The following is a 25,444-nucleotide window of genomic DNA, read 5'->3' as shown; positions in this document are numbered from 1 at the left end:
GTGCAAACGCCGCGCCCATACGTTTCGGGGCGCAAATTGAAAGCGCATGCGGATCGTTCGCCCGGTAGCATGAACTCACCGCTGACACCTGACGAGAGTCCTGCCCTGCCATGAACCACGCCGACCACGCTGCGCTGATCGAAGCCGATCGTCAGCATCTGATCCACCCCGTCGTCAACTATCGCGCACACGAGGCGCGCGGCGCCACCGTGCTCGAATCCGCGGACGGCGTGTTCCTGCGCGACGCCGACGGCCACACGCTGCTCGACGCGTTCTCGGGCCTGTGGTGCGTGAACGTCGGCTACGGCCGCGACAGCATCGTGAAAGCGGCCGCCGACCAGATGGCGAAGCTGCCCTACGCGACCGGCTATTTCCATTTCGGCTCGCAGCCGGCGATCGAGCTGGCCGAACGGCTCGCCGCGCTCGCGCCGCCGTCGCTGAACCACGTGTACTTCACGCTCGGCGGCTCGGATGCGGTCGACTCCGCGGTGCGCTTCATCACGCACTATTTCAACGCGACCGGCCGTCCGTCGAAAAAGCAGATGATCGCGCTCGAGCGCGGTTATCACGGCTCGTCGTCGATCGGCGCCGGCCTCACCGCGCTGCCGGCGTTCCACCGTCACTTCGACCTGCCGCGCGCGGACCAGCATCACATCCCGTCGCCCTACCCGTATCGCCATCCGCTCGGCGACGATCCGCAGGCGCTGATCGCCGCGTCGGTCGCCGCGCTCGAAGCGAAGGTCGCCGAACTCGGCGCGGACAACGTGGCCGCCTTCTTCTGCGAGCCCGTGCAGGGTTCCGGCGGCGTGATCGTGCCGCCGGCCGGCTGGCTGAAGGCGATGCGCGACGCCTGCCGTCGCCTCGGCATCCTGTTCGTCGCCGACGAGGTGATCACCGGCTTCGGCCGCACGGGGCCGCTGTTCGCGTGCGAGACCGAACAGGTCGATCCGGACCTGATGACCGTCGCGAAGGGACTGACCGCCGGTTATGCGCCGATGGGCGCGGTGCTGATGTCCGATGAAATCTATGAAGGGATCGCGGGCAGCCGCGCCGAATCGGCCGTGGTCGGCCACGGCCATACGTATTCCGCGCATCCGGTCAGCGCGGCGATCGGCCTCGAGGTGCTGAAGCTCTATCACGAAGGCGGGCTGCTCGCGAACGGCCAGGCGCTGGCACCGCGCTTCGCGGCGGGCCTCGACGCGCTGCGCGCGCATCCGCTCGTCGGCGATGCGCGTTCCATCGGCCTGCTCGGTGCGCTCGAACTGGTGACCGACAAGGCCCGCAAGACGCGCTTCGACCCGGCGCTGAACGTGCCCGACAAGATCGCGGCGGCCGCTTACGCGAACGGCGTGGTGTTCCGCGCGTTCGGCGACGGCGTGCTCGGCTTCGCGCCGGCGCTGAGCTTCACCGCGGGCGAGTTCGACCTGTTGTTCGAACGCGTGCGCAAGACGCTCGACGACGTGCTGGGCGATGCCGGCGTGCAGCGCGCGCTCGACGCCGCGCACGCGCAGCCGGCCTGACCGGTCAAGGGAAAGCCGGGCTTGTGGCGGCCCTCGTTCGACTCTAAAGTAACCGGACATTCCATTTTTTCGCCTCTCACGTGAACATGACGGACAGCAAGCTGGATCGCATCGACCTGCGCATCCTCTCCCAGTTGCAGAAGCGCGGCCGCATGACCAACGTCGAGCTGGCCGATGCGGTCGGGCTGTCGCCCAGTCCTTGCCTGATCCGCGTGAAGCGGCTCGAGAAGGCCGGCTACATCGGCGGCTACGGCGCGCACATCCAGCTCGAGAAACTCGGCGACGTGCAGGTCGTGTTCACCGAGGTCACGCTGGCCGACCACCGGCGCGAGGACTTCGACCGCTTCGTCGCGGCGATCCGCAACGTCGACGAGATCGTCGAGTGCCATCTCGCGAGCGGCGGCTACGACTACCTGCTGAAGTTCATCACGCGCAGCGTGAGCCATTACCAGACGATCGTCGAGGGGCTGCTCGAGCAGAACATCGGCATCGAAAAGTATTTCAGTTACGTGATCATCAAGTCGCCGTTCGTCAAACGGCACTATCCGCTCGAATCGCTGTTCGGCGACCGGCACTGACGCACGGTGCCCGCCTGCCTCGAACGCGGCAGCGTGCTGTCCGCGCGGGGTAGTCGCGCGCCCGCGCCGCCGCCGAACCGCTTCATCCAAGGACCTGTCATGCCGCTTACGCTGTCCCGAACCGAACTGCTGCGTACCGCCAACCTGATCGACGGTACCTGGCGCGATGCGCTCGACGGCGCACGCTTCGACGTCACCGATCCGGCGACGCTCGAGACCGTTGCCCACGCACCCGACAGCGGAGCCGCCGACGCGCGCGCCGCGACCGACGCGGCGGCACGCGCGCTGCCCGCATGGCGCGCGACGCCCGCTCGCGAACGCGCCGCGATCCTGCGCGCGTGGCACGCGGCGATCATCGCGCACACCGACGATCTCGCGAAGCTGATGTCGCGCGAACAGGGCAAGCCGCTCGCCGAAGCGCGCGGCGAAGTCGCCTACGGCGCGTCGTACGTGCTGTGGTTTGCCGAGGAAGCGACGCGCACGTACGGCGACCTGATTCCGCAGCAGCAGCGCGGCAAACGGCTGAGCGCGGTCAAGGAACCGATCGGCATCGTCGCCGCGATCACGCCGTGGAATTTCCCGCTCGCGATGATCGCGCGCAAGATCGCGCCCGCCCTCGCGGCCGGCTGCACGGTCGTCGCGAAGCCGGCGGAAGACACGCCGCTGACCGCGCTCGCGCTCGCCTTCCTCGCGCAGGAAGCCGGCGTGCCGCCCGGCGTGCTGAACCTGATCGCCGCCTCGCGCGAGCGCGGGGTCGCTGCCGTGGCCGATTGGCTCGCCGACGGCCGCGTGCGCAAGATCACGTTCACCGGATCGACGCCCGTCGGCAAGCTGCTCGCGCGCGAATCGGCGGCGACGCTGAAGAAGCTGTCGCTGGAGCTCGGCGGCAATGCGCCGTTCATCGTGTTCGACGATGCCGAGCTCGATAGCGCGGTCGACGGGCTGATGGCGTCCAAGTTCCGCAACGGCGGCCAGACCTGCGTGTCGCCGAATCGCGTGTATGTGCAGCGCGGCGTCTACGACGCGTTCGCCGCGAAGCTCGCGGCACGCGTCGCCGCGCTGAAGGTCGCGCCGGCGACCGACCCGGCCGCGCAGATCGGCCCGATGATCAACGCGCGCGCGGTCGACAAGATCGCCCGCCACGTCGGCGACGCTGTCGAACGCGGCGCGCGCGTGCTCGCCGGCGGCAAGCGTCTGGCCGAACTCGGCCCGAACTTCTACGCCCCGACGGTGCTCGCCGACGCGACCGCCGACATGCAACTGAACTGCGAGGAAACGTTCGGCCCGATCGCGGCGCTGTTCCGCTTCGATACCGAGGACGAGGCCGTCGGCGCGGCGAACGACACGCCGTTCGGGCTCGCCGCGTATTTCTACACGCAGGACGTGCGGCGCATCGCGCGCGTGTCGGCACGGCTCGAAACGGGCATCGTCGGCATCAACGAAGGCGCGCTCGCGAGCGAGGCCGCGCCGTTCGGCGGGGTGAAGGAATCGGGCTACGGCCGCGAAGGCTCGCGCTACGGCCTCGACGATTACCTGTCGATCAAGTACCTGTGCCAGGGCGGGCTCGAGTGAATCCGGCCGGACGCGCCGGCCTGCCGCGCACCGCAGGGTCGGGCCGGCCGTCACGCATCGTCACGTCTGCATGACCAGCGACGTCAGCTGCGCCGCGCGCGCCACGTCCGTCTTCGTGTAGATCGACTTGATCTGCGCGCGGACCGTACCGATCGACACGCCGCGCAGCGCCGCGCATTCCTGCGGCGAGCGCCCGTCGCAGCACAGCAGCACCGCGAGGTCGGCTTCGGCCGACGACAGCCCGTAGAACACGCGCAATCGCTGCGCGCGCGCCGACGGCGAGCGCAGGTCCGCGGCGGTCATCAATGCCGTCACGCCCGGCCGTTCGCGCGCGAGGTGCGACTGTTCGGGAACGGGGATCAACGCCAGCGGCAGCGGCTCGCCCGTCGTCCGCCGCAGCAGCAGCCCGCCGCGCGCGAACGCATGCCGCCATTGCGCGTCGTCGACGCATCCTTCCGGCGCGAAACGCCCGTTCACGACCCGCAGCGCCGGTTCGGCGGCGATCAGTTGATCGGCCGCACGGTTCGTGTAGCGCAGTTCGCGCCGCGCGCCGAGCAGGAACACCGGCACCGGAATCGCGTCGAGCGCCGATTCCGCGGCGGCCACGCGCGCTTCGAGTTCGCCGATGCGCGCCTGGATCCGCAGCGCGCGGCTGATGTGCGCGCCCATGATTTCGATCATGCGGCGCTGATCGTCGGACAGCCCCTGCGAGTCGGGGCCGCCCTGCACGCTGAGGAACGCGCCCGAGCCTTCGCCGCGATGGATGTACAGGCCCGAGATGCTGCCGAGCCCGAACGGGTGCATGAATTCCTGATAGAACACGCTGTGCGCGCGCTGGTGCGCGGACAGGTGCTTGACGTCCTCGAACCAGCGCCCCGTCGGCCAGTCCGCGGCGATCGGCACGACCGGGTCGTACAGGTAGAACTCGGTGTTGTAGCTGTGGTAGCACGCGGCGACCCACGACGCGTCGTCGCCGGCCGCCTGCTCGATCGCCGGCACCCTCGCCTTGTCGTCGAACGACAGCAGCGTGGCCATGCGCACACCGACCGACGATCGCAGCCCGTCCAGCACCGCTTCCCATCGTTGATCGCCCAGTGCCGCCGCGTAGATGTCGTCGATCCACGCCGATTGAATCAATCCGTTCAGTTGCATCTGGCTACCCCGCGCCGTGCGTTTCTGTCGAACGTCTTCAGCGCATCTTACTCAATGAACGAGATCGTTCAAATTAACCGGGTACGTTTGGTCTGAAATACCACGTTTGTTACCGTTTCTCGTCTGATGTATTGGCAATCCTGGCAAGACAGCGCGGCCGACGCCGGCACGAACCGCGCCGCGGCCGGCTTTTCATCCGGATCAGGGTATGCCATGATGCAGCGCATGACGATCCGAAACGCCACGTCCTCGCTGCACCATCACCACGGCCGCCCTCCATTGCGCCGTGGGTCGTTTCGCATCCAGTCATCGATCGGGTAGCTCCCCGGTCAACACGACAACCAAGGCGCCTCCGGCGCCTTTTTTGTTTTTTGCCGCCGAAAAAGCCCGCTGCGCCGCCCCATCGATAACGTCCGGAGTGTTTTCAATGCAACAACCGTGGAAAGACATTGCCCTGTCGGATTTGCCGCTGCGGGACGATCTGAAGTTGCGGCATGCGTACGGCGCGCCGCAGCTCGACATGCCGGTCCGCCTGAACGTCAACGAGAATCCGTATCCGCCGTCGCCGGCGCTCGTCGAACGCATCGCGACCGCGGTGGCCGATGCGGCGCGCGACGCGAACCGCTATCCCGATCGCGACTTCGCCGAACTGCGATCGCATCTCGCCGCCTACCTGACGCACGACACCGGCGTGCCGGTCGACGCGAGCCGCGTCTGGGCGGCCAACGGGTCGAACGAGGTGATCCAGCAGATCCTGCAGGCATTCGGCGGCCCGGGGCGCTCGGCGCTGGCCTTTACGCCCGCGTATCCGATGTATGACGAATACTGCCGGACGACCTTCACGCGCCTGCACACGTTGCCGCGCGACGAGGATTTCTCGCTGGACCTCGATCGGGCGCTCGACGGCATCCGCGAACACCGGCCGAGCGTGATCCTGCTCACGTCACCGAACAACCCGACGGGAACCGCGCTGCCGATCGACGACATCCGCGCGATTCTCGACCTCGCGCCGGGTGTGGTCGTCGTCGACGAAGCGTATGCGGAATTCCGTCGTCACGGCGTCCGCAGCGCGGTGACGCTGCTGCCCGACCATCCGCGGCTGATCGTGACGCGTACGTTGAGCAAGGCATTCAAGTTCGCGGGGGGCCGCATCGGGTATTGCGCATGCGCGCCGGCGATCGTGGACGCGCTGAAGCGGGTTCGCCTGCCGTATCACCTGTCCGCGTTGACGCAGGCGGCGGCCTGCGCGGCGCTCGCCGCGCGTGACGAAATGCTGTCGCAGGTCGACGCGATCAAGGTCGAACGCGACGCGACCGTGTGCTGGCTGCGCGGCCGGGGCCTCGCGGTCGCCGATTCGGACGCGAACTTCGTGATGTTCGGCAAGTTTGCGGATCGCCACCGGATCTGGAGCGGACTCCTGCGTCACGGTGTCCTGATTCGCGAGTCCGGGCCGCCCGAGTACCTGCGCGTCTCGATCGGCACCGCTCTGGAGATGGCTGCGTTTCGCGCGGCGCTGCTCGACGTGATGGCGCGCGAATAAGCAATGGGGTGCTTACTTCATCGTCGCGAGCCGCGATTCCAGTTCGTCGATCTTCGCGAGCACGGCTTCGCTGAGCTTCCTGACGTGACGCGGCACGTCGGGCGCCGACAGCAGTTCCTCGATGCGCCCGCGCCAGTAGCTCGGATGCCTGACGCGCGCCGCGCCCGACATCGATACGTCGTCAGCGATCGCATCGCTGTCCAGGAGAGCCACCATTCTCTGGATGTGAGAAAGCTCTCGTTCCACGTAGTCTCTTGCCAGCATATTGATTGCCATTCCCCGAAATACGACATCAGGCCTTCCGTCGTCAACGCCATCGTGCCGCGATGCCAACGATGCACCGCCCACGCCGTGCGTCGTCCGCATGCAACGGCCGTGTCGTTCAACCGCGCGGACGATCGCATGCAATCGACACGGAATGGCAGGCCTGTTCGTTTGTTTTCGTTACATCCGCTCCCCGGTGCACTGTCGTCAATCGTAGGCGCACCGGCCCGCGCCGGCATCCCCAAAAATGGGGATGCCGGCCGATATCGTTTGCGCGACGGGTTACGGAAATGCCGGAGGCGGGGCACCTCCCGCCGATAAGACGGCGGTGCGAATTCGACCGGATCGGGGTTCAGGCGCGATGCGGCCCGCAATTCGGACGCGTTTGCCTTGCACCGTCGCGGCGTGTCAGGTTCCGGGCACCGGTTGCGTCCGCAACGCCTGATGCCAGGTCTGCCGCGGGCCGTCCGCGACGGCGATCGGCGACCGTCCGTCGTGGAGCCGGCGGCACGTCAGACAGCGCATGAAGCCGGTCCAGCGCGCCACTGTCCATGTCGACGCGGGCAGCGGGCATCGCGCCGCCTGTCGCACCTTGCATGTCGATTGGCGCGCTTTGCAAGTGAATTGGCGCGTAAAAGGCGGCATCATGACGCATCGCCTCTGCCACGGAACCCACGCCCATGAATATCGATACCGACCTCCCCGTGATGGTGACCGGCGCCACCGGATACGTCGCGGGCCGGCTCGTGCAACGGCTTCTCGAGGCCGGCCTGACGGTCCACGCGGCCGTCCGCGACCCCGACAGCCCGGACAAGCTGAAGCACCTCCAGCGCATCGCGGCGGGCACACCCGGCACGATCCGTTTTTTCCGCGCCGATCTGCTCGAACCCGGCTCGTACGCGGCTGCGATGGCCGGTTGCGGCATCGTGTTCCACACCGCGTCGCCGTTCACGGTCACCGTTCGCGACCCGCAGAAGGAACTCGTCGATCCGGCGCTGCTCGGCACGCGCAACGTGCTCGAAACGGCCAACCGCACACCGTCGGTGCGGCGCGTCGTGCTGACCAGCAGCTGCGCGGCGATCTACGGCGACAACGCCGATCTCGCCGCGACGCCGAACGGCGTGTTCACCGAGGCGATCTGGAACACCAGCTCGTCGCTCGCCCATCAGCCGTATTCGTATTCGAAGACCGTGGCGGAGCGCGAAGCGTGGAAAATCGCCGGCGCGCAGCACCGCTGGGATCTCGTGACCATCAATCCGTCGCTCGTGATCGGCCCCGGCATCAATCCGTACGCCACGTCGGAAAGCTTCGAGATCGTGCGGCAGATGGGCAACGGCACGATGAAAGCGGGCGTGCCGAATCTCGGCCTGGGCGCGGTCGACGTGCGCGACGTCGCCGATGCGCACGTCCGGGCCGCGTTTCTGGCGAGCGCCAACGGCCGCTACATCGTGTCCGGTCACGATACCAGCCTGCCGGCGATGGCCGCCACGCTGCTCGAGCGGTATGGCGCCGACTACCCGATTCCGCGGCGCATCCTGCCCAAATGGCTCGTGTGGCTGGTCGGTCCGCTCGCGAACAAAGGCGTGACGCGCCGCGTGATCGCGCGCAACGTCGGGCTTCCCTGGCGCGGCGACAACAGCCGCAGTCGCAACGAACTCGGCCTGCGCTATCGCCCGCTCGCCGAGTCGATGAACGACTTCTTTCAGCAGTTCGTCGAAACCGGGCAATTGCGGCGATGAACCGCTTCGCGATTTTACCGGGCTACCAGATCGTGATGGCCGACCTCGGCCTGCGTACCGACGAACTGCTGCGGCGCGCGCAATTGCCCGCCGATTTGTTCGCGCGGCCCGGGAACGGGCTGACCACCCGCGAGTACTTCCGCATGTGGCAGGCGGTGGAGGAGCTGGCCGGCGTGCCGGCCGTCGCGCTGCGCCTCCTCGACCTGCTCTCCGTCGAGGCCTTCGACCCGCTGTTGTTCGCCGCGCTGTGCAGTCCGGACCTGGAGGTCGCCATCCGGCGCATCGGCCAGTTCAAGCCGCTGATCGGCCCGATGCGCGTGCACGTCACGCACGATGCCGACGCGCTCGTGCTCGCCGTCGACTTCCTCGAACGCGAGGTGCCGCCGCCCGGCATGCTGCTCGCGGCCGAACTGGGCTTCTTCGTGAAGCTGGCGCGGCTGGCAACCCGCACCGCATTGCCCGCCCGCGCCGTCACGCTGCCGCGCGGCCTCGCGCCGCATCCCGGCTATGCGCGTTTTTTCGGCGTGGCACCGCAATACGGCGACGCGCCCGCCGTGAGCTTCGCGCTGCAGGACGCGCGGCGTCCGTTCGTGACGGCCAACCATGCGATGTGGGCAATCTTCGAACCCGATCTGCGCCGCCGCCTCGACGCGCTGTCGGCGGGCGCGGGTATCGTCGAACGCGTGCGCGCGGCACTGCTCGAATTGATCCCGGGCGGCCTCGCCACCGCGGACGACGTCGCACGGACGCTTGCGATCAGCAAGCGCACGCTGCAACGCCGGCTCGGCGACGACGGCGCGACCTTCAAGACCATCCTGGCCGATGTCCGCGAGAAGCTCGCGTGGCACTACCTCGATCGCTCGGATCTCCCCTACAGCCAGATCGCGTTCCTGCTCGGCTACCAGGATCCGAACTCGTTCTTCCGCGCGTTCAACGAATGGACCGGCATGACCCCCGACGCCGCACGCTCGCGGACGATGCCACGCTGACGCACAAGGTTGCCCCATCGTTGGACCGGCGGGCGATCAGCGTGTGGCGTCGTCGCGGTTCAGCCCGAAAATGAAATCGGCTTCCACCGCCGCGCCTTTGGGCAACTGCACCACGCCGACCGACGAACGCGTGTGGACGCCGGCATCGCCGAGCACGGCGTACAGGACGTCGGACGCGCCGTCGGCCACTTCGCTTTGCATCGTGAAGCCGGGTGCACTGCGCACATAAACGGTGATGCGCGGCACCGTCGCGATCGCATCGAGCGTGCCGCAATGCTTGCGAATCAGCGACAGCGCACGCAGCGCCGATATGCCGGCCGCACGGCGGCCGTCGTCCAGCGAAACGGATTCGCCGACGATACCGACGAAATGCACGACTTCCCCGATTCGCGGAATCTGGCCTGAGATATAGGCCGTCCTTCCATCGACCAGAACGGGCGTGTACTTTCCGCCGATCCTGATTTCCGCGTCCGGATCGAATCCGAAATCGGCCGCGATCTGTTTCAGCTTATCGTCTCTGTTCATCCGTGAATTCCCCGATCCTTCATAAAAAAGATAAAGAATAATTGAGTCCCCGAATCTTGTCCCGAAGGCACCCATCCGCCGAAAATGACGCAATTGACACACTTATCAGGTGTTCGAAGCAGTCCCGCGCGCGATATCGACACCGTAATTCGTAGTCGGCGAGATTTTTTTCATCATTTCCGGTTGAAACCGCTATCATGTGAACACACAACCTGATGAGCGATATATGGCGACTTACAAGGAACTGAAAGCCCAAATGGACGCTTTGGCCGAAAAGGCCGAAGCCGCGCGCATCGCCGAATTCCAGGCGATCGTCGACGACATCCGTGCCAAGGTCGCGGAATACGGCATTACCGAAAAGGACATTTTCGGCACGCGTCGTGGTCGGCCGGCCAAGCAGGCAGCGGCGCCCGTGCAGGCGAAGTATCGCGACCCGAAGACCGGTGCAACCTGGTCGGGCCGCGGTCGCGCGCCGGCATGGATCAAGGATGCTAAGAACCGCAATCGATTCCTGATCCAGGAATAAGATTTTCGGCGCGTACCGGCGCGCGGTTCAGCGCGCTGTCCGGCGAGTGGGGCATCGATACCGGCGGGATTCAAAGACCGCTCCGGGTTAATACCCATTTGTCTCATTCGGCCCGCCGCACGCCAATTCCTTCCTCATCGTTCGTAATAAATCGCAAGCCAGACGGTTTGCGTTTCTTCATGCGTCCACGCAACACGATGGCGGCAATGCGGTTCGATCAGCACATAGTCGCCCGGATGCATCTCGTGCCGCGTCGAACCTTCTTCGAATTCGATCACGGCCGCGCCCGACAGCAAGACGACCCATTCGGCACGCGCGTCGTCATACCAGAATCCATCGGGGCTCGTGTGTCCCATCGACACGATCCGCTCGACATTCAGGTGCTGTGCCGTGACGAGGAGATCGATCCGCTCGTCGCCGCCGCGTTGCCCTTCGACACTGAACAGGTTACCGGTTTGAAGTTGCATCGCTCGACCTCGTGATTGTCCTTCCGATGCAGGAAGCGGGTTGAAAGGCGCCGCGAAATGTTCACTGCAGTCCAGCCGTTACCGCGCCGCATCGGACGCTCGCCTGTCAATCAGTCTTCTCGCGCAAGTCGCAGCAAGATGTCGGCGAGGGCGCGAATTTTCGGTTGTGCCGCACGTTGAGGCGGATAGACGAGGAAGTAGGACAGGCCGTCCGGAACCACGTCCGCAAACGGCGTCACCAGCGATCCGGCACGGAGTCGGTCTCGTGCCATTCGCGGGTCGCCGATGGCCACGCCGTGCCCTTCCACCGATGCCGCGAGCGTCAATTCGAGGGTATCGAATACCAGTCCGCGTCCCGCATCGATCTGGCGCGCCCCGACATGATCGAGCCAGCATCGCCACTCCGCGTGGCTGGGCCCGGGATGAAGCAAATCGACCTGCGCAAGGTCGGCAACGGATTGAAGCGATGCGGCCAATACGGGCGCGCACATCGGCGTGAGCATCTCGGAAAAGAGCGGTACCGCTTCCATGCCGGTCCACTGCCCCGTGCCGCGCACAATGACGGCATCGACGTCGGGCGTCGTGAAATCCGGCGTATCGTCCGCGGATGTCGAAATACGAAGTTCCGTACCGCTCATCGCGCGATGAATGTCCGGCAGCCGCGAGAGCAGCCAGCGAATGGCGAACGTGGACGGCAACTTCAACGTGAGCACCGAGGTCGCCCGTGCATGCACGTCCGCGTGCTGAACCAGTTGCGTGAGCACGTTGACCGCGACCGTCAGCAGCTCGCTTCCTTCCGCCGTCAACGTGAGACCCGATACACGGCGCACGAAGAGTGCGCATCGATAATGCGTTTCCAGTTGCTGTATCTGGCGGCTCACCGCGCCTTGCGTACGGCACAGGTGATCCGCCGCCTTGCTGACGCTGCCGAGCTGCGCCGCGGCGACGAACGACTGAATCGCCGCCAACGGCGGCAGGGGCCGCGTCAGGTCGGCCAGCGGGTATGCATGCGCCGCATACCCGGCTTGCAAATTTTTCGATTGTTCAGTCATCGGTGCGTCGCTATCGTGCGTCTACCGGATGCCCCGTTCACGCGAATGAACGGGGTTGTCAACGAATGATCGGAGGATAATCTTGGGCTCAACGTCGGCCTCACTATATACGGAACAGGTTCGCGCTTACCTTCGGGAACTGGAGCGAGGCGATGTCGATGCCATCTGCGCGCTCTTTACGCCGGACGCGCAGATTTTCTCGCCATTTCTCGGCTGGATGCACCCTGAGCGCTTCTTTTCGAAGGTTGCCGCCGCGTCGGGAGCAAGCAAGATTACACCGATCGATATCTGCGTCAGCACGAGCGGGGCTCGACGTGCGACAGGCTACTTCATCTACGACTGGGCGCTGAAAGACGGCTCGGTGGCGCACTTCGAGTGCGTCGACGTGTTCGAGTTCGACACCGCGGGGCGCATCGAACGGATGATCATCGTCTACGACACCCATCCGATTCGCAGTACGGTCGGCGACAAATACGCGTAGCCGAATCGATGTCGGCCAATCCCGACGGCTGGCGTGTGCGGTGGGCTGCTCCGCATGAAGTCGCACTTCCGCGCACGCTGGAGCCCCGCCGAGCAGCCGGCGTTCCGGGACGAGACGGAACGACCGTTTGACCTCGGACCCTGCCGTCAGGGCCGGAATGGATCGACACCCCCGATCGAGTTCGCCACGCACGGCCCATTTCCGCTCCCCAACTCCCCCCATCACACTACCGCCCGCAACCACCTCAACAACGCCCCCGGTACGCTCCCGTCCACCACCGGCGCCGGCGTCAGCAGGCAGTAATGCGAGCCATCCTCGACGAATCCCATCGGCGCGACCAGCACACCGCTTTCGATGTCGTCGCGCACGAGATGCCACGGCCCGATCGCCACCCCCAGCCCCGCAACGGCCGCCTGCAGGCTGAAATAGAAATGATCGAACGTCTGCCCGCGCCTGCTCGCGGCCGGCAGACCGGCCGCCACCGCCCACTCCTTCCACGCATTCGGCCGGGTCCGCGTATGCAGGAGCGGCGCCTCCTGCTTCAACGAACGCTGGCCGCGGCGCGCGGCAAACCACGCACCGGCTTTGTCCGGTCGACAAACCGGCCCCACCTGCTCGGCGAACAACGGCTCCGCGTGATACCCCGCCGGCCACGTGAAATCGTTGCGGCGAATCGCCATGTCGATCCCGCTGTCGAACGAAAACGGCCCGCCCGCGGCAACCAGGTGGATATCGACATCCGCCTGTCGCGCCTGGAAATCCGGCCAGCGCGGGATCAGCCAGCGCATCAGCAGCGTCGGCTCGCACGACAGTACCCACCGCCGGGCACGCTCAGCCTCGCCACGCAATTCCTGCGTGGCGCGACGCATCAGGCCGAGGCCGTCGTGAACGGCCTGCGCCAGCTTGCGTCCTGCATCGGTCAGGAATACGCGACGACTGCGCCGCAGAAAAAGCGCCACGCCGAGATCCTCCTCGAGCAGACGCACCGCGCGGCTGACCGCGCCGTGGGTCACGCACAGCTCGTCCGCCGCACGGCTGAAATTCTCGTGACGCGCCGCCGCCTCGAAACAGCGCAGCGCCATCAGCGACGGCAGGTTCGCACGGGTCGATTGTGAGTCAAACTCACGATCGTCGTCAGAAATCATCGTTTTTCCTGATGGAATACGGTGGCTACAATTGTGCCATCAAGACTCCGACCGAAAGGAAAAGCGATGACCGAATTGCTAGTTTTAGTCACCATCACGTTGCTGGCCGTCATCAGCCCGGGCCCGGACTTCGCGATGGTCACGCGCAACAGCCTCATGCTGTCGCGCCGCGCCGGCGTGCTCACCGCGCTCGGAATCGGGCTGGGCGTCACGGTTCACGTGAGCTACACGCTGCTGGGCATCGGGCTGCTGATCCGTCAATCGCTGTGGCTCTTCAACGCCATCAAGCTGATCGGCGCGATCTACCTGGTCTACCTGGGCGTCAAGATGCTCATGGCCAAGGCCCACGCTAGGCAACCCGACACGCCGGCGGCCCCGCTGTCCGATCTCGCCGCATTACGCACCGGTTTCCTGACCAACGCGCTGAACCCCAAAACCACGGTGTTCATCGTCAGCCTGTTCATGCAGGCCGTGCGGCCCGACACGCCGCTGATCGTACAGATCGGCTATGGCGCGTTCATCGCGGTCGCGCATGCCGGCTGGTTCAGCCTGGTGGCCGTCTGCTTTTCGGCGACGGCCGTCCGCGATCGCCTGCTGTCCTTGCGCCACTGGATCGACCGCACCTTCGGTTGCCTGCTCGTGGGATTCGGCGTCGCGCTCGCCATCGCGCGCGGCGGGCGCTGACCTGACCGCCGACCACGCGGCAACGTCAGAACGTGCGCGCGATCGTCCGGGCTTCGTCGAGCGCGCGACTGCGATCGATCTTCCCGTCCGGGCCGAACAACGTGCGCTCCACGACAATCCCGGTGAGGTCGGTCACGCCCACGAACTTCAGCCACGTTTCCATGTACGGACGCTGCAGGTCGAACGCGGCGGCCGGCGTAAACGAACCCGGCGCCTCATAGCTGAGCCCGCGCGCATACACGACCGCCGCCTTCTTGCCGGCCAGCTTGCCGCTGAAACCCGTGCCGTCGAACGTGAACAGCACGTCTTTCTGCGAGATCACGTCGATCAGGTGCTTGAGCTTGTACGGAATGCTGAAATTCCACAGCGGCACGCCGAACAGGAACTTGTCCGCTTCGTGGAACGGCGCCGCGAGCCGTTCGATCTGCTGCCACGCCGCCGCCTGTTCCGGCGTCAGCGCCGTGCCGCTCAGTCCGGCATACTTCGCGGCCAGCGCGGCCGCATCGAATTCGGGCAACGCCACGTCCCAGATATCGAGTTTCTGGATGTCATGATCGGGATGCGCATGCCGGTACGCATCGAGAAATGCGTTGCACACGTCGATGGACGCCGAATATGCCTTGTTGGGGGAGCCTTCGATATAGAGCACGCGTGTCATGGAGCCAATCCTTGCGACGAGTGACGGCGACGCGCGGGATGCGCGATCGCCCACTGCAACTCGCAGCGTATCGGGTCGGCTTATAATCCGGAAACGATATTAATTGATCGAATTAACCTGGATTGATGATCAATGAATCCTCCCCTCGAAACGGCATTGCTTCATACGTTTGTTGCGGTCGCCGACATACGAAGCTTTACCGGCGCCGGTCATCGGCTGAACCTCAGCCAGTCCGCGGTCAGCGCGCAGATCGTTCGGCTCGAGGAGCAGGTCGGCCGCGCCCTGTTCGTCCGCAATACGCGCAGCGTCACGCCCACCGCGCATGGCGAGACACTGCTCGGCTATGCACGCGCGATGCTCAACCTGAGCGAGGAAGCGCGGGCGAAACTGGGAAAAGGCGACGCCGTCGACATCAAGTTGCGGATCGGCGTGTCGGAGGATGTCGCGGAAGGCTGGCTGCCGGACCTGATGCGACGCCATGGCGCCGCGCGGCGCGGCCTGCGGATGGATCTGGTGGTCGACATCGGCGACAGCTTGTTCCAACGGTACGCAAACGGCGAGTTCGATCTCGTGATCGGCAGCCGGTGCTCGCATGCCGGTCAGGGCGCGACGTTGTGGCAGGAGCCGCTGGCCTGGGCGTTTGCGCGCCACGAGCCGCTTCCGGAAGGCGACGTGCCGCTCGCATGTTTCCCCGATCCGTGCCCTTACCGCGGCGCCGCGATCAAGGCACTCGCGCTGGCCGGCATGGACTACCGGATCGCGTGCGAAAGCCCGAGCGTGACCGGCATCCGGGCCTTCGCGCGAGCGGGTGTCGCGATCGCCCCGGTGCCGCGCAGCGCGATCGACGACACGCTCCGCGAGCTGGGCGTGGCCGAGGGTTTGCCGGCACTGCCGGACATGGCATTCGTGATGATGCATGACGCCCGGATGCCGGCCGCCGCCGAATTCGCCGCGACGATCCTGGACGAGACGACCGCCCGCACGGGCGCCGGCAAACGCGACCGGGCGTCGTGAGCGGCGCGATCTTTACCCTGCTTCTTCAATCGCAGGTGGATTACGCTCAGATCACCTCGAAGCGCAACCCGGCATGGCGAACCAGGCGCTCGATATAGCGCTCGTCGAACATCGTCGCGGGCGTCCAGAAGCCGCCGCCGCGCCCGCGCTTGACACCGTCGGCGCTGCCATTCAGCGCGAGGCTGAGGGCCGCCTGCCCGAGCATCTTGCCGGTCGACCCGTAACCCGGATCGCGATCGCCGGTGACTTTCACGCGCAAGATCCGCCCGTCGTCGGCCCGACCGAAGAAACGCAAGTCGTAGCGGCCGGCCTGCTGGACCTCGACGCTCGGTCCCTCGCCGGGCTTCGGCAGCAGGAAGCGCTCCATCAGGCTGCGCACCGGCTTGACGAGGATGCCCACCATGAACGCGCCGAGTCCCGCGACGATCGTCAGCGCGGTCAGGCGGCCCCTGAGGCCCGCGCCCGTCATCACGGCTTCGTCATAGGTGAAGCGGCTGCCGTACGCATTGCCGGCCAGCGCATTGGAGCGATGCACGACGCGCTCGTTGATCGCCGCCATCACGAACGGGGCGATCCACGCATCGCAATCGCGATCGAATTCGGCGGACCGAACCGCATGCTGCCGCGCCGTAAAGCCATGCCCTTTCGGGCACAGCGAATAAGGATCGAGCAATTCGCGGCGCAACGCGGGATCGGCCGCCGCTTCCCGCACGACGTTGATCACGCTCGCCACGGTGCCGCCCGACGCGCCGCCCTTCAGCGTGCGGACGCGCATCTTCACCTGCCCGGCCGGCATGCCCCACTGCCGCCGCGCGTGTTGCTGCAGGAAGAAAACGCCCATGTCCGACGGCACCGAATCGAAGCCGCAGCAATGCACGATGCGCGCGCCCGATTGCCGGGCCGCGGGCTCGTACCGGTCGATCATCCGCCTGATCCACTGCGTCTCGCCGGTGAGGTCGCAGTAGTCGGTGCCGGTTTGCGCACAGACCCTGACGAGCGGTTCCCCGTAAAGGGCGTACGGCCCGACGGTCGACACGACCACCCGCGTTTGCGCGCACAGCGCCCGAAGCTGCGCTTCGTCGGCCGCGTCCGCCACGATGATCGGCACCGACTGCCCGGCCGCGCCGAGCGCCTCCCTGACTTGCGTGAGCTTCGCCTCCGAGCGGCCGGCGATCGCCCAGCGCAGCGTCTCGCCGGCGTCCGGCAGGTAGTCGGACAGATAGCGGGACAGGATCTGCCCGACAAAACTGGTGGCGCCAAATACGACGAGATCGTAGGCGGGTTGCTGCATGAGTGGCTCCTCCGGTGCGTGCGCGCGCGTCGCGCATCCCTATCGTCAGCGTGGCATTCCGGGCGCATCGAAGGTTTTCAGGGGCATCTGTAGGTTCAGGAGCCGTTGCGCATCCTTGACCACGTCGAGCCGCATGACCGTCGACGCACCGAGCCCGACCTGCGTCAATCGCCGGTCCATGCTCGTCGCCTCTCGTCGGTGATCGACCGCGGCAGTCGACACCCGACGCTGCTGATTCACTGTCGTCAGCAAGCACTCTAAGCTTTAAGTCGACTTCAAGGTCAAGGCCCGGAATAGAGGAACACGTCGGACTTCGTTCGTGCGGCGCTCCGGCGCTCGGCGCCGCGCCGGGCGATCATGCGGCCGTCGTGCGAAAGCCGCTACCAAAGTTCGCGAAGAAACCCGGGAACGGCTTCCCCGATCGACGCAAGATACGCCGCCATCGCACCGGCCACCTTGCGCACGGCGGGGCGAGCCGTCATCCGTTCGCGCCACGCGAGCAGGTTCGGCGTGTCGTCGGTCATCGGCGCGCCCTTGCGTGCGCCGAACAATTGCGCCATGTAGAACGCGATGTCGGCATAGGAGTAGGCGCCGGCCAGAAAATCCCGATCCGCGAGCACGCGCTCCATGCGTCGATAGTATTGCGCCGCCTCGGCACGCGCGGCCTGCGCCGCCGGGTCGTCCGGCGTGCGCTCGAGCCCCATCAGCCGGACGACGTGCGGGAAATAGACTTCGTCGCTGCCGTGTTCGAGCTGACGCGCCACGGCGCGCGCCGCCGGTTGCGCGGGCCACAACGCGGGCTGCGGCTTCAGGTCCTCGAGATACTCGAAGATTTGCGTGGAATCGAAGATCTCCAGATTGCCGTCGATCAGCACGGGCACCTGGCGCTTCGGGTTGATACGCAAGACGTCCGGATGCTTCGGTTCGTAGCCGCGCTGTTGACTGAACGGCACCATCACCCGCTCGAAATCGATGCCTTTCTCGTGCGCCGCAATCTCGACCTTGGCGCCGAACATGCTCAGCGGTCCTGAAATGATCTTCATGGTTCGTCTCCGCTACAGTGGAACGGGTTCAGTGATGCGACGAAGCATATGCTTGAAAACATGACATCCAATGTCAGGTATTTGAGGTAACGTGTCGCGTATGAAAGCGAGCCGCCTGTTGTCGATCATGATGATGCTGCAAGCGCGCGGCCGAATGACCGCGCCGGCGCTTGCCGAAGCGCTGGAAGTGTCCGAGCGCACGATCCTGCGCGATATCGACCAGCTCTCGACGGCCGGTGTGCCGATCTGGGGCGAGCGCGGCCGCAACGGCGGATTTCAATTGCGCGACGGCTGGCGCACCGATCTGACGGGGCTCACCGAACACGAAGCGCGCGCGCTGATCCTCGCGGGCTTGCCCGGGCCGGCGAGTGAACTGGGGCTCGACGGCATGGCGGCTTCCGCGCGGCTGAAGATGATCGCCAGCCTGCCGCCGGCCTCGCGCGAGCAGGCCGATCGCGTCGCGAGCCGGCTGCACGTCGACACCGTGGACTGGTACCGCGCGCAGGAAACGCCCGCGTTCCTGCGTGAAGCCGCCGATGCGGTGTGGGGTGCGTATTGCATCGACGTGACGTACCAGAGCTGGCGCGGTGTGTCCCGCCGCGCGCTCGAACCGCTCGGCCTCGTGCTCAAGGGCGGGGCCTGGTATCTGATCGCGAGGGTAGTCGGCAAACCCGCCGCGCTCACTTTCCGGCTCGCGAACATCCGCGAATTCAACACGACGCGCCGCCGTTTCAGGCGCCCCGCGCGATTCGACCTGGCCGCGCACTGGCGTGACGCGATGAACCGGGTCGAAGCCGATCTCCACCGGCTCACCGCCCATGTCGCCCTATCGCCGCGCGGCGCAACCTGGCTGGCCAATGCGCGGATCGAGGCCGCGCCGGCCGGGCATGAGGCCGGCAACGCGGACATACCGCCGGGATGGAACGCATTCCTGATGCCCATCGAATCGATCGAGCACGGCGCGCGCAAGTTGCTGGGCTTCGGCGCGCACGTGAAGATCCTCGGGCCGCGAGCGCTCAAGGACCGGTTCCTCGACGAGTTGTCGCAGCTGAACGCGCTGTATCGATCCGCCGACGATTGAAGCGGCGCCCTCAGATCTCGTCGGAGAACGCGTCGAGAAAGCGTTGCAACCGCTCGCGACGAACGTTCGCCATGCGCGTACCGGTGACGGTCTGGAAACCGGTTGCCAGCTTCAGCAGCTTCGTGCGGAAGTGGTCGATCGCGAATCGCGTGTCGTCGAGCGCCCGATTCGCGGCATGCGGATCGGCCGGGTCATACAACGCGCTGCCCATCCGGCCCGCGACATAAAAGCAGCGCGCGACGCCCACCATGCCGATCGCATCGAGCCGGTCGGCATCCTGCAGCACCTTGGCTTCCAGTGTCCTCGGCGCGATACGGGCAGAGTAACTGTGCGCTTCGACCGCGTGCGCGACGGCGTCGATCTTCGCATCCGGCCAGCCAAGCGACTTCAGCACCCGCCGCGCCTTTTCCGCCGACAGCCGCGACGCCTGTGCGCGCAACGGGGAATCTTTCTCGACCGCGACGCAGTCGTGCAACAGCGTTGCCGCACACAGCACTTCGGCGTCGCCGCCCTCCTCGGCATGAATCGCGGCGGCATTCTTCCACACGCGCTGCAGATGCGACGTGTCGTGGGCGCCGTCGCCATGAGCGTCGGGCCACTGAGCGAGCAAGGTATGAGCCAGATCCTGAAAGGGGGCGAACGCAGAAGTCGTCACGGGCGCGGAGGGTCGAAGAGGGGACGCCGATTATCCCCCATGCTCGGCACGTTCGCGACCCGACGTCGAATCCTGTTGCCTCGCTGCCCGCGCATCAGGCAAACAACTGCCTCCATCGGCAACGGCCGGCACGCGTACCGCTTCGGCCATGCATTACCCGGCAACGCGCAGTGTGGCGCTCACGGCGATACCGCCACACGATCCCGCCTCACGCGACGGCCTCGTCGCGCAGACGGAATTGCGCGACCGCCGCGCTCAGCCGCGAACCCTGTTCATCGAGCGACAGCGCCGCGGCGGCGGCCTCCTCGACCAGCGCCGCATTGCGCTGCATCGTCTGCTCCATCTGGATGACCGCGGCGTTCACCTGCTCGATCCCCGCCGACTGCTCTTCGAACGCATTGCTGGTCTCCCCCATGATCGCGTTGACACGCTCGACCGCGGCGACGAGCTCGCTCATCGCCGAGCCGGCCAGCGTGACGAGGCCGCTGCCGTCTTCGACCCGCCGCGCGGCACTGCCGATCAGGTCGCGAATTTCCTTCGCCGCCGACGCGCAGCGCTGCGCGAGCCCGCGCACCTCCGTCGCGACGACCGCGAACCCGCGCCCCTGCTCGCCCGCGCGCGCGGCTTCGACCGCCGCGTTCAACGCGAGGATGTTGGTCTGGAACGCGATGCTTTCGATCGTGCCGACGATGCCGGAAATCCGCGCGGAGCTGGTCGAAATCGCGGACATCGTCTCGACGACGCGCTGCATCGCCTCGCCGCCGCGCGACGCGATGCCGGCCGCCCCTTCGACGTAAGTCCGCGCATCGCGTGCGTTGTCCGCGTTCTGGCGCACGGCCGCCGTCAGTTGTTCGACGCTCGCGGCCGCCTGCTGCAGCGACACGGCCTGTTGCTCGGTGCGCGCGGACAGGTCGACGTTGCCGCTCGCGATCGTGCGGACGTCGCCGACGATCGTCTCGGTGCTCGCGCGCACCTGGTTCACGGTGTCGACCAGACCGTCCTGCATCCGCTTCAGCGCATTCAGCAGGTAGGCCATTTCGTTTTCGCCCGCGACGACGACGGTGCCCGTCAGGTCGCCTTTCGAAATTTTCTCGAACTGGCCGACCGCGAGATGGATCGGTTCGATGATCGCCTTCGCGAGCAGGCGCTGCGCGAAAAAGCCGACGACGAGGGCCAGCCCGGCGACCGCCGCCATCCCCCACACGATCCGGTGGAAACGCACGCCGGCCGCCTCGTAGCGGGCCTTCTGGCGCGCGACCTGGAACGATTCGAGCGCGTCGATCGCATCCTGGTAGGCGGCGAACAGCGCCGGCGGCGCGGTGCGCTGCGTGTCGAGGAAGTTGAACGCGTCGTCGCCGTCGAGCTGCGACAGCGCTTTCAGGAACACCCGATCGAGCAGCGCGCGCCGGCGGCTCTGCAGCGCGTCGAACAATGCCTGCTCGTTCGCGTCGCGCGCATGCAGGCGCGTGTACGCCTCCAGTTCGTCATTGCTCTGCTTGAGGAGCGTGTGAAGCTGCGCGGTGCCCTCCTTGCCCGATTGACCCGCGCTGATGATCTGCGCCACGTCGCTCATGCGTTCGCGCAACACGAGCATCCGCTCGGAGCTGGTCTTCAGGTGCAGCAGCGAAGCGGTGTCGTCGCGGCACATCGCCTCGAGCGAATCGTTACCCATATAAAGGGCCGCGATACAGGCGCCGACCACCAGCACGAGCAGCACGGTATAACCGGCGATGGTCGCGACGAGTCCACCGCGGATGGTGAGTTGTTTTCGCATGACGTTCCCTTGCGCGGGCCGGGTGCGGGCCGCGGCGGATGTGGATTCCGGATCACGAACGACGAGCGCCGCGTCACGGCTCGTGAGCACGCGGCGCGGGGCTACGAACCGGATAACGGCGTGGGGAACGGGAAGGTTTTACCTGGACGCGACATGAATCTTGACGATTGCGACAGACTAGGCAGCAAAAATTGCGGCTATTCCCCGCCGGCGAGCCTTGCGCGGATCTCGTCGGCCGACAGGTCGCGCCGATGCGTGGCGATCTGCCAGAGGTTTCCCCACGGATCCTTCACCATCGCGCGCCGGTCGCCGTACGGCATGTCGGCGGGCGCTTCCAGCGAGATCGCGTGCGCCGCGACCGCTCGCCGATGGATCGCGTCGGTATCCTCAACGTATACGTACAGGAACGCCGGCATCGGATCGCGCAGACCGTCGCCGCCGCTGATCATCACGACCGAATCGCCGATGCGGATGTCGGCCGGCAAGCCGGCACGGTATTCGCCGCGGGCGTCGAACACCGTCCGGACGAATGCGATCAGGTTTTCCGGATCCGGTACGACGATCCGTGGCGTGACGGTATGCCAACCGCCGGGCTGGAATGTGGCCATGGTGCGCAACCTCCGATGCGTGCGTCAGCGGTATTGTCCTCCGTGCACCGGCAGCCTGCAAAGGAATCCGAAAGGTTGATCAGATACCGTCCGCCCCCTTCTCCGCTTGTCAAAGGCCGACGTTCGAATCCAGCCACCGCGGTTCATACGCGCCCAACGCGCGTGCCGGATGGAACCACGCGAGCGGCGCCCCCTCGATCCGCAACGGCGGGAGCAGCCGTGTTGCGGGGCCCCACGACGTCGCTTCGACGTGATTCGCGCGATCGTGCTCCGTCTCGGGAACCAACGCAACCACGTCGCTCATCGGCTCGGAACGCAGCTGCAACACGGCCGACGTACGCGCCAGCGAAGCGCGAACCTCGGTGCCCGCACCGTCCTTCAGTCGCGCCGTCAGGCCGCGTACGGCCGACGCCGCCATCAGGTAACCCGTCGCATGGTCGATCGCCTGGACGGGCAGATTCACCGGCGCGTCGCTTCCCGCCGCGCGCATGCCAGCGTCGGCGATTCCCGTGCTCATCTGGATAAGGCTGTCGAAGCCGCGCCGGCAACGCCAGGCGCCACTCCAGCCGTATGCATCGAGCGATACGTCGACGAGCGCGGGATTGAGCTCGCGCCGTCGCGCGGCATCGAGACCAAGACGCGCGAGCGCGTCGGAGCGGTAGCCGTGGACGACGATATCCGCGCCGCGCAGCAGCCGCTTGAGCGTAGCGAGATCCGCGGGCTGCTTCAGGTCAAGCCGGGCGCAGCGCTTGCCCAGAACGACGTCGGGCACCGTGCCTGGCTCTTCCCAGCCATACGGATCGATGCGCAGCACGTCGGCGCCGAGCCCTGCCAGAAATCGCGTCGCGACGGGGCCGGCGAGAATGCGCGTCAGGTCGAGCACGCGAATGCCGCGCAACGGCCGGTCTCGCGCCGGCTGCCAGTCGCGCGACGCTACCGCCTGCGTGGCGTGAACGTGCAGCAACGGTTCGGCAGCAACGGCCTTGCCTTGCGGATGCGCGGCCCATTCCTCCCGCGAGTACATCACCGCCGCGCAACCGCCGCGCCCGACGATCGCGTCTTCGAGCGCCTCGGCGTCCCAGCGGCCGACCGCCCGGGCAACTGCCTGTGCATCCGCCGCGCAGCCGAGCACCGTCAACGCGGCTTGCCGGTGATGCGGTGCGTTGGTGTGCAGACGGATCCAGCGATCGCGCGCCCGATAGTTGCCGGCCACCGGATCCCACTGAGGCGGCAGCGTCCATCCCGACGGGCGCAGCGACGTGCCGAACCACAGCGACGCCATGCGCCGGTCGACGTGAACGGCCGGCGATGTGCCGGTCGATTCGCACACCAGTTCGGCAACGGCCGCACCTGCCGCGCCAATCGCCGCACTGGCCAGGTCGGTCACGCGAAACGCGGACGGCAGTTCGCCCGACCCGCTGAAGCGGCAACGCTCGATAAGGTGCGGCGCGCCGCCCAGCGCGGCCCAGAGCGCCTGCAGATGATGCGATATCGGCCCCTCGCCGGCCGTCGTCGCAACACGGGAAATTTGATCGGCACGCATGTTCGTCTCGAATCGTTTCGGTGACGCAACGATCGGCTCGCTCGCATTTGTTGTCAACGTTGATTATCCTGATCAACCTGTCGAACGATTCGAGCCTGATGCCATGTCGCCCTACCTGAATTCGATCGAAGCGGCCGCAAAGCTGGGCGTCTCGCGGCAGACGCTTTACGCCTACGTCAGCCGCGGCCTGCTGCGCGCGGAGCCCTCGGGCAATCCGCGCGAAAGCCGCTACTTCGCGGCGGACGTCGACCGGCTCGCGGCCGAACGTGCGCGCGGCCGCAAACCGAAGGAAGTCGCGAAAGCCGCGCTGAACTGGGGGGCGCCCGTGCTCGAATCGAGCATCACGTTGATCGAGGGCGGCCAGCTTTTCTATCGCGGCGCGAACGCGCTCGATCTCGCCGGCCACGCGAGTCTCGAGGAAGTCGCCGCGCTGCTCTGGCAATGCGACCAGCGCACCGCGTTCGGTCCTCGCGTTCCCCGCGCACCCGCGGTGTTGCGCACCCTCTTCAAGCACTACGGCGATCAACGCGCGGAGCAAGCGCTCCTGCCGCTGTTCGCCGTCGCCACCGACGACGCACCGACGGCGGTGTGGCAGCAAGCGGCCGACAGCCGGGCGCAGGGTTGCGGCGATCTGGTACGGATCCTCGCCGCGTGCCTGTTGCGCACCGGGTTCGATGCGGCGCCCGTTCACGTGCAATGCGCGCGCGCATGGGGCGTGGGCCCGGCGGGCGCGGAACTCATCCGGATCGCGCTCGTCCTGTGCGCGGATCACGAACTCAACGCATCGAGTTTCACGGGCCGATGCGTGGCATCGACGAATGCGAGCCTGCGAGCGGTCGTGATCGGCGGCCTCGCCGCTCTGTCCGGCGGGCGGCACGGCGCCACCACCGCGCGGGTCGAGGCGATGTGGGATGAAATCGGCAACCGGGACGTCGCGCGCACGATGCGCGAGCGCCTGCACCGCGGTGACGACCTGCCGGGGTTCGGACATTCGCTGTATCCGGGTGGCGACGTGCGGGCGGCGGCTCTGTTGTCGCGCATGCTGCCGCGCCATCCGCAATGGAAAACGATGATCGAGGCGGGCAGTTCGCTGGTTGGCCAGAAGCCTTCGGTGGATTTCGCGCTCGTCGCGCTACGCCGGCATTTGCGGCTGCCTGTCGGCGCCGCGTTCGGCCTGTTCGCGCTGGGCCGTTCGATCGGCTGGATCGCGCACGGGCTCGAACAGCGCGAACATCCCGACCTGATCAGGCCTCGCGCGGTTTATACGGGAGTGCGGTCAAGCGAAACGCATGCCGGCTCGGGTCCGCTTCGATCGCGCGGGCGGCCGGAAAAGCGCACCGTGTCGCGGCAAGGGGCGCCGGAAAACGACATCCTTGCCACGTTTTTCAGAGCGCGATAGCGGAGCGTGTGACGCCGGCGTGGCGTGCCATGACATGCGCAAGCCCGCACTCTTCGCGGGAGCGGTCGCCGGCGCCGGCGCCGGACCATGACAAACCGACCTCGAAGCGGAGGATGGTTCGACGACCTTCTGTCAAAATATCAG

The 25,444-nt window shown here is 66.6% G+C and carries 26 protein-coding genes; 12 read left to right on the top strand and 14 right to left on the bottom strand.

All coding sequences use genetic code 11. The annotated features are described in order from the left end of the window. Positions 1 to 110 precede the first annotated feature (110 nt). From AC1VVG_RS31440 to AC1VVG_RS31430, 3 genes are all read left to right on the top strand, one after another. Complete coding sequence (locus AC1VVG_RS31440) at positions 111 to 1,520, top strand: aminotransferase class III-fold pyridoxal phosphate-dependent enzyme (protein ID WP_482837400.1); 1,410 nt, start codon at positions 111 to 113, stop codon at positions 1,518 to 1,520. 86 nt (positions 1,521 to 1,606) lie between these two features. Beyond that, complete coding sequence (locus AC1VVG_RS31435) at positions 1,607 to 2,098, top strand: Lrp/AsnC family transcriptional regulator (RefSeq protein WP_034191873.1); 492 nt, start codon at positions 1,607 to 1,609, stop codon at positions 2,096 to 2,098. Positions 2,099 to 2,197: 99 nt separating this feature from the next. After that, positions 2,198 to 3,670, top strand: a complete 1,473-nt coding sequence (locus tag AC1VVG_RS31430) for an NAD-dependent succinate-semialdehyde dehydrogenase (RefSeq protein WP_034191874.1) — start codon at positions 2,198 to 2,200, stop codon at positions 3,668 to 3,670. A gap of 60 nt (positions 3,671 to 3,730) precedes the next feature. On the opposite strand, the gene AC1VVG_RS31425 is transcribed toward AC1VVG_RS31430, so the two are convergent. Next, positions 3,731 to 4,822 (bottom strand): helix-turn-helix transcriptional regulator, encoded by a 1,092-nt coding sequence (locus AC1VVG_RS31425; RefSeq protein WP_124608699.1) that lies wholly within the window; start codon positions 4,820 to 4,822, stop codon positions 3,731 to 3,733. 427 nt (positions 4,823 to 5,249) lie between these two features. Between AC1VVG_RS31425 and AC1VVG_RS31420 the strand changes: the two genes are divergently transcribed. Beyond that, positions 5,250 to 6,362, top strand: a complete 1,113-nt coding sequence (locus AC1VVG_RS31420) for a histidinol-phosphate transaminase (RefSeq protein WP_301741796.1) — start codon at positions 5,250 to 5,252, stop codon at positions 6,360 to 6,362. Between the two features lie 12 nt (positions 6,363 to 6,374). Here the strand turns inward: AC1VVG_RS31420 and AC1VVG_RS31415 are convergent, their stop codons facing one another. Further along, entirely contained in the window at positions 6,375 to 6,626 is a 252-nt protein-coding gene (locus tag AC1VVG_RS31415; protein ID WP_034191877.1) for a hypothetical protein, read from the bottom strand. A 680-nt stretch (positions 6,627 to 7,306) separates the two neighbouring features. Here AC1VVG_RS31415 and AC1VVG_RS31410 point away from each other — a divergent pair. Both AC1VVG_RS31410 and AC1VVG_RS31405 read left to right on the top strand, forming a co-directional pair. Beyond that, complete coding sequence (locus AC1VVG_RS31410) at positions 7,307 to 8,365, top strand: NAD-dependent epimerase/dehydratase family protein (protein WP_034191878.1); 1,059 nt, start codon at positions 7,307 to 7,309, stop codon at positions 8,363 to 8,365. After that, positions 8,362 to 9,354 carry an AraC family transcriptional regulator gene (locus AC1VVG_RS31405; RefSeq protein ID WP_034191879.1) on the top strand — a complete coding sequence of 331 codons (993 nt, stop codon included), beginning with the start codon at positions 8,362 to 8,364 and terminating at the stop codon, positions 9,352 to 9,354. Before AC1VVG_RS31410 ends, AC1VVG_RS31405 begins: the two co-directional genes overlap by 4 nt. Before the next feature lie 36 nt (positions 9,355 to 9,390). Here AC1VVG_RS31405 and AC1VVG_RS31400 read toward each other — a convergent pair whose 3' ends face one another. After that, positions 9,391 to 9,879, bottom strand: a complete 489-nt coding sequence (locus tag AC1VVG_RS31400) for a RidA family protein (protein WP_034191880.1) — start codon at positions 9,877 to 9,879, stop codon at positions 9,391 to 9,393. Between the two features lie 226 nt (positions 9,880 to 10,105). Between AC1VVG_RS31400 and AC1VVG_RS31395 the strand changes: the two genes are divergently transcribed. Continuing rightward, positions 10,106 to 10,405, top strand: coding sequence for an H-NS histone family protein (locus tag AC1VVG_RS31395; protein ID WP_034191881.1), 300 nt, complete (start codon positions 10,106 to 10,108; stop codon positions 10,403 to 10,405). Positions 10,406 to 10,539: 134 nt separating this feature from the next. Here AC1VVG_RS31395 and AC1VVG_RS31390 read toward each other — a convergent pair whose 3' ends face one another. Next, positions 10,540 to 10,872 carry a cupin domain-containing protein gene (locus AC1VVG_RS31390; RefSeq protein WP_482837399.1) on the bottom strand — a complete coding sequence of 111 codons (333 nt, stop codon included), beginning with the start codon at positions 10,870 to 10,872 and terminating at the stop codon, positions 10,540 to 10,542. Between the two features lie 110 nt (positions 10,873 to 10,982). After that, positions 10,983 to 11,924 (bottom strand): LysR substrate-binding domain-containing protein, encoded by a 942-nt coding sequence (locus tag AC1VVG_RS31385; RefSeq protein ID WP_482837398.1) that lies wholly within the window; start codon positions 11,922 to 11,924, stop codon positions 10,983 to 10,985. A gap of 82 nt (positions 11,925 to 12,006) precedes the next feature. Between AC1VVG_RS31385 and AC1VVG_RS31380 the strand changes: the two genes are divergently transcribed. Beyond that, positions 12,007 to 12,405, top strand: a complete 399-nt coding sequence (locus AC1VVG_RS31380; RefSeq protein WP_175026832.1) for a nuclear transport factor 2 family protein — start codon at positions 12,007 to 12,009, stop codon at positions 12,403 to 12,405. A gap of 221 nt (positions 12,406 to 12,626) precedes the next feature. Here the strand turns inward: AC1VVG_RS31380 and AC1VVG_RS31375 are convergent, their stop codons facing one another. Then, complete coding sequence (locus AC1VVG_RS31375) at positions 12,627 to 13,550, bottom strand: LysR family transcriptional regulator (protein ID WP_059562464.1); 924 nt, start codon at positions 13,548 to 13,550, stop codon at positions 12,627 to 12,629. A gap of 66 nt (positions 13,551 to 13,616) precedes the next feature. Between AC1VVG_RS31375 and AC1VVG_RS31370 the strand changes: the two genes are divergently transcribed. After that, positions 13,617 to 14,234, top strand: coding sequence for a LysE family transporter (locus tag AC1VVG_RS31370; RefSeq protein ID WP_482837397.1), 618 nt, complete (start codon positions 13,617 to 13,619; stop codon positions 14,232 to 14,234). A gap of 25 nt (positions 14,235 to 14,259) precedes the next feature. Here AC1VVG_RS31370 and AC1VVG_RS31365 read toward each other — a convergent pair whose 3' ends face one another. Then, complete coding sequence (locus AC1VVG_RS31365; protein WP_034191886.1) at positions 14,260 to 14,892, bottom strand: FMN-dependent NADH-azoreductase; 633 nt, start codon at positions 14,890 to 14,892, stop codon at positions 14,260 to 14,262. 132 nt (positions 14,893 to 15,024) lie between these two features. Between AC1VVG_RS31365 and AC1VVG_RS31360 the strand changes: the two genes are divergently transcribed. Further along, positions 15,025 to 15,906, top strand: a complete 882-nt coding sequence (locus AC1VVG_RS31360) for a LysR substrate-binding domain-containing protein (RefSeq protein WP_482837396.1) — start codon at positions 15,025 to 15,027, stop codon at positions 15,904 to 15,906. Positions 15,907 to 15,952: 46 nt separating this feature from the next. Here AC1VVG_RS31360 and AC1VVG_RS31355 read toward each other — a convergent pair whose 3' ends face one another. The 3 genes from AC1VVG_RS31355 to AC1VVG_RS31345 form a co-directional block, all read right to left on the bottom strand. Continuing rightward, the gene (locus AC1VVG_RS31355) at positions 15,953 to 17,197 is read right to left on the bottom strand and encodes a saccharopine dehydrogenase family protein (protein ID WP_482837395.1); all 1,245 of its coding nucleotides are present in this window, start codon (positions 17,195 to 17,197) and stop codon (positions 15,953 to 15,955) included. A gap of 45 nt (positions 17,198 to 17,242) precedes the next feature. Next, on the bottom strand, positions 17,243 to 17,377 hold the full coding sequence (locus AC1VVG_RS31350) for a hypothetical protein (RefSeq protein ID WP_482837394.1): 135 nt from the start codon (positions 17,375 to 17,377) through the stop codon (positions 17,243 to 17,245). A 200-nt stretch (positions 17,378 to 17,577) separates the two neighbouring features. Beyond that, the gene (locus AC1VVG_RS31345; RefSeq protein WP_124608693.1) at positions 17,578 to 18,240 is read right to left on the bottom strand and encodes a glutathione S-transferase family protein; all 663 of its coding nucleotides are present in this window, start codon (positions 18,238 to 18,240) and stop codon (positions 17,578 to 17,580) included. 100 nt (positions 18,241 to 18,340) lie between these two features. Between AC1VVG_RS31345 and AC1VVG_RS31340 the strand changes: the two genes are divergently transcribed. Further along, positions 18,341 to 19,321 carry a helix-turn-helix transcriptional regulator gene (locus AC1VVG_RS31340; RefSeq protein WP_482837393.1) on the top strand — a complete coding sequence of 327 codons (981 nt, stop codon included), beginning with the start codon at positions 18,341 to 18,343 and terminating at the stop codon, positions 19,319 to 19,321. Positions 19,322 to 19,331: 10 nt separating this feature from the next. Here the strand turns inward: AC1VVG_RS31340 and AC1VVG_RS31335 are convergent, their stop codons facing one another. The 4 genes from AC1VVG_RS31335 to AC1VVG_RS31320 all read right to left on the bottom strand — a co-directional run bounded on the left by AC1VVG_RS31335 (position 19,332) and on the right by AC1VVG_RS31320 (position 23,901). After that, entirely contained in the window at positions 19,332 to 19,976 is a 645-nt protein-coding gene (locus AC1VVG_RS31335) for an HD domain-containing protein (protein ID WP_034191891.1), read from the bottom strand. Positions 19,977 to 20,184: 208 nt separating this feature from the next. Then, positions 20,185 to 21,750: a methyl-accepting chemotaxis protein gene (locus AC1VVG_RS31330; RefSeq protein ID WP_482837392.1), complete on the bottom strand. Its 1,566-nt coding sequence runs from the start codon at positions 21,748 to 21,750 to the stop codon at positions 20,185 to 20,187. 197 nt (positions 21,751 to 21,947) lie between these two features. Then, positions 21,948 to 22,358: a VOC family protein gene (locus tag AC1VVG_RS31325; RefSeq protein ID WP_059562442.1), complete on the bottom strand. Its 411-nt coding sequence runs from the start codon at positions 22,356 to 22,358 to the stop codon at positions 21,948 to 21,950. Positions 22,359 to 22,467: 109 nt separating this feature from the next. Then, positions 22,468 to 23,901, bottom strand: a complete 1,434-nt coding sequence (locus tag AC1VVG_RS31320; protein ID WP_482837391.1) for a CoA transferase — start codon at positions 23,899 to 23,901, stop codon at positions 22,468 to 22,470. Positions 23,902 to 24,004: 103 nt separating this feature from the next. On the opposite strand from AC1VVG_RS31320, the gene AC1VVG_RS31315 reads away from it, so the two are divergent. Beyond that, positions 24,005 to 25,300, top strand: coding sequence for a citrate synthase family protein (locus AC1VVG_RS31315; RefSeq protein ID WP_482837390.1), 1,296 nt, complete (start codon positions 24,005 to 24,007; stop codon positions 25,298 to 25,300). The last annotated feature ends 144 nt before the right edge of the window (positions 25,301 to 25,444 follow it).

It is taken from the genome of Burkholderia sp. L-4, assembly GCF_056856535.1.
This window is presented reverse-complemented; position numbering and strand designations above follow the sequence as displayed.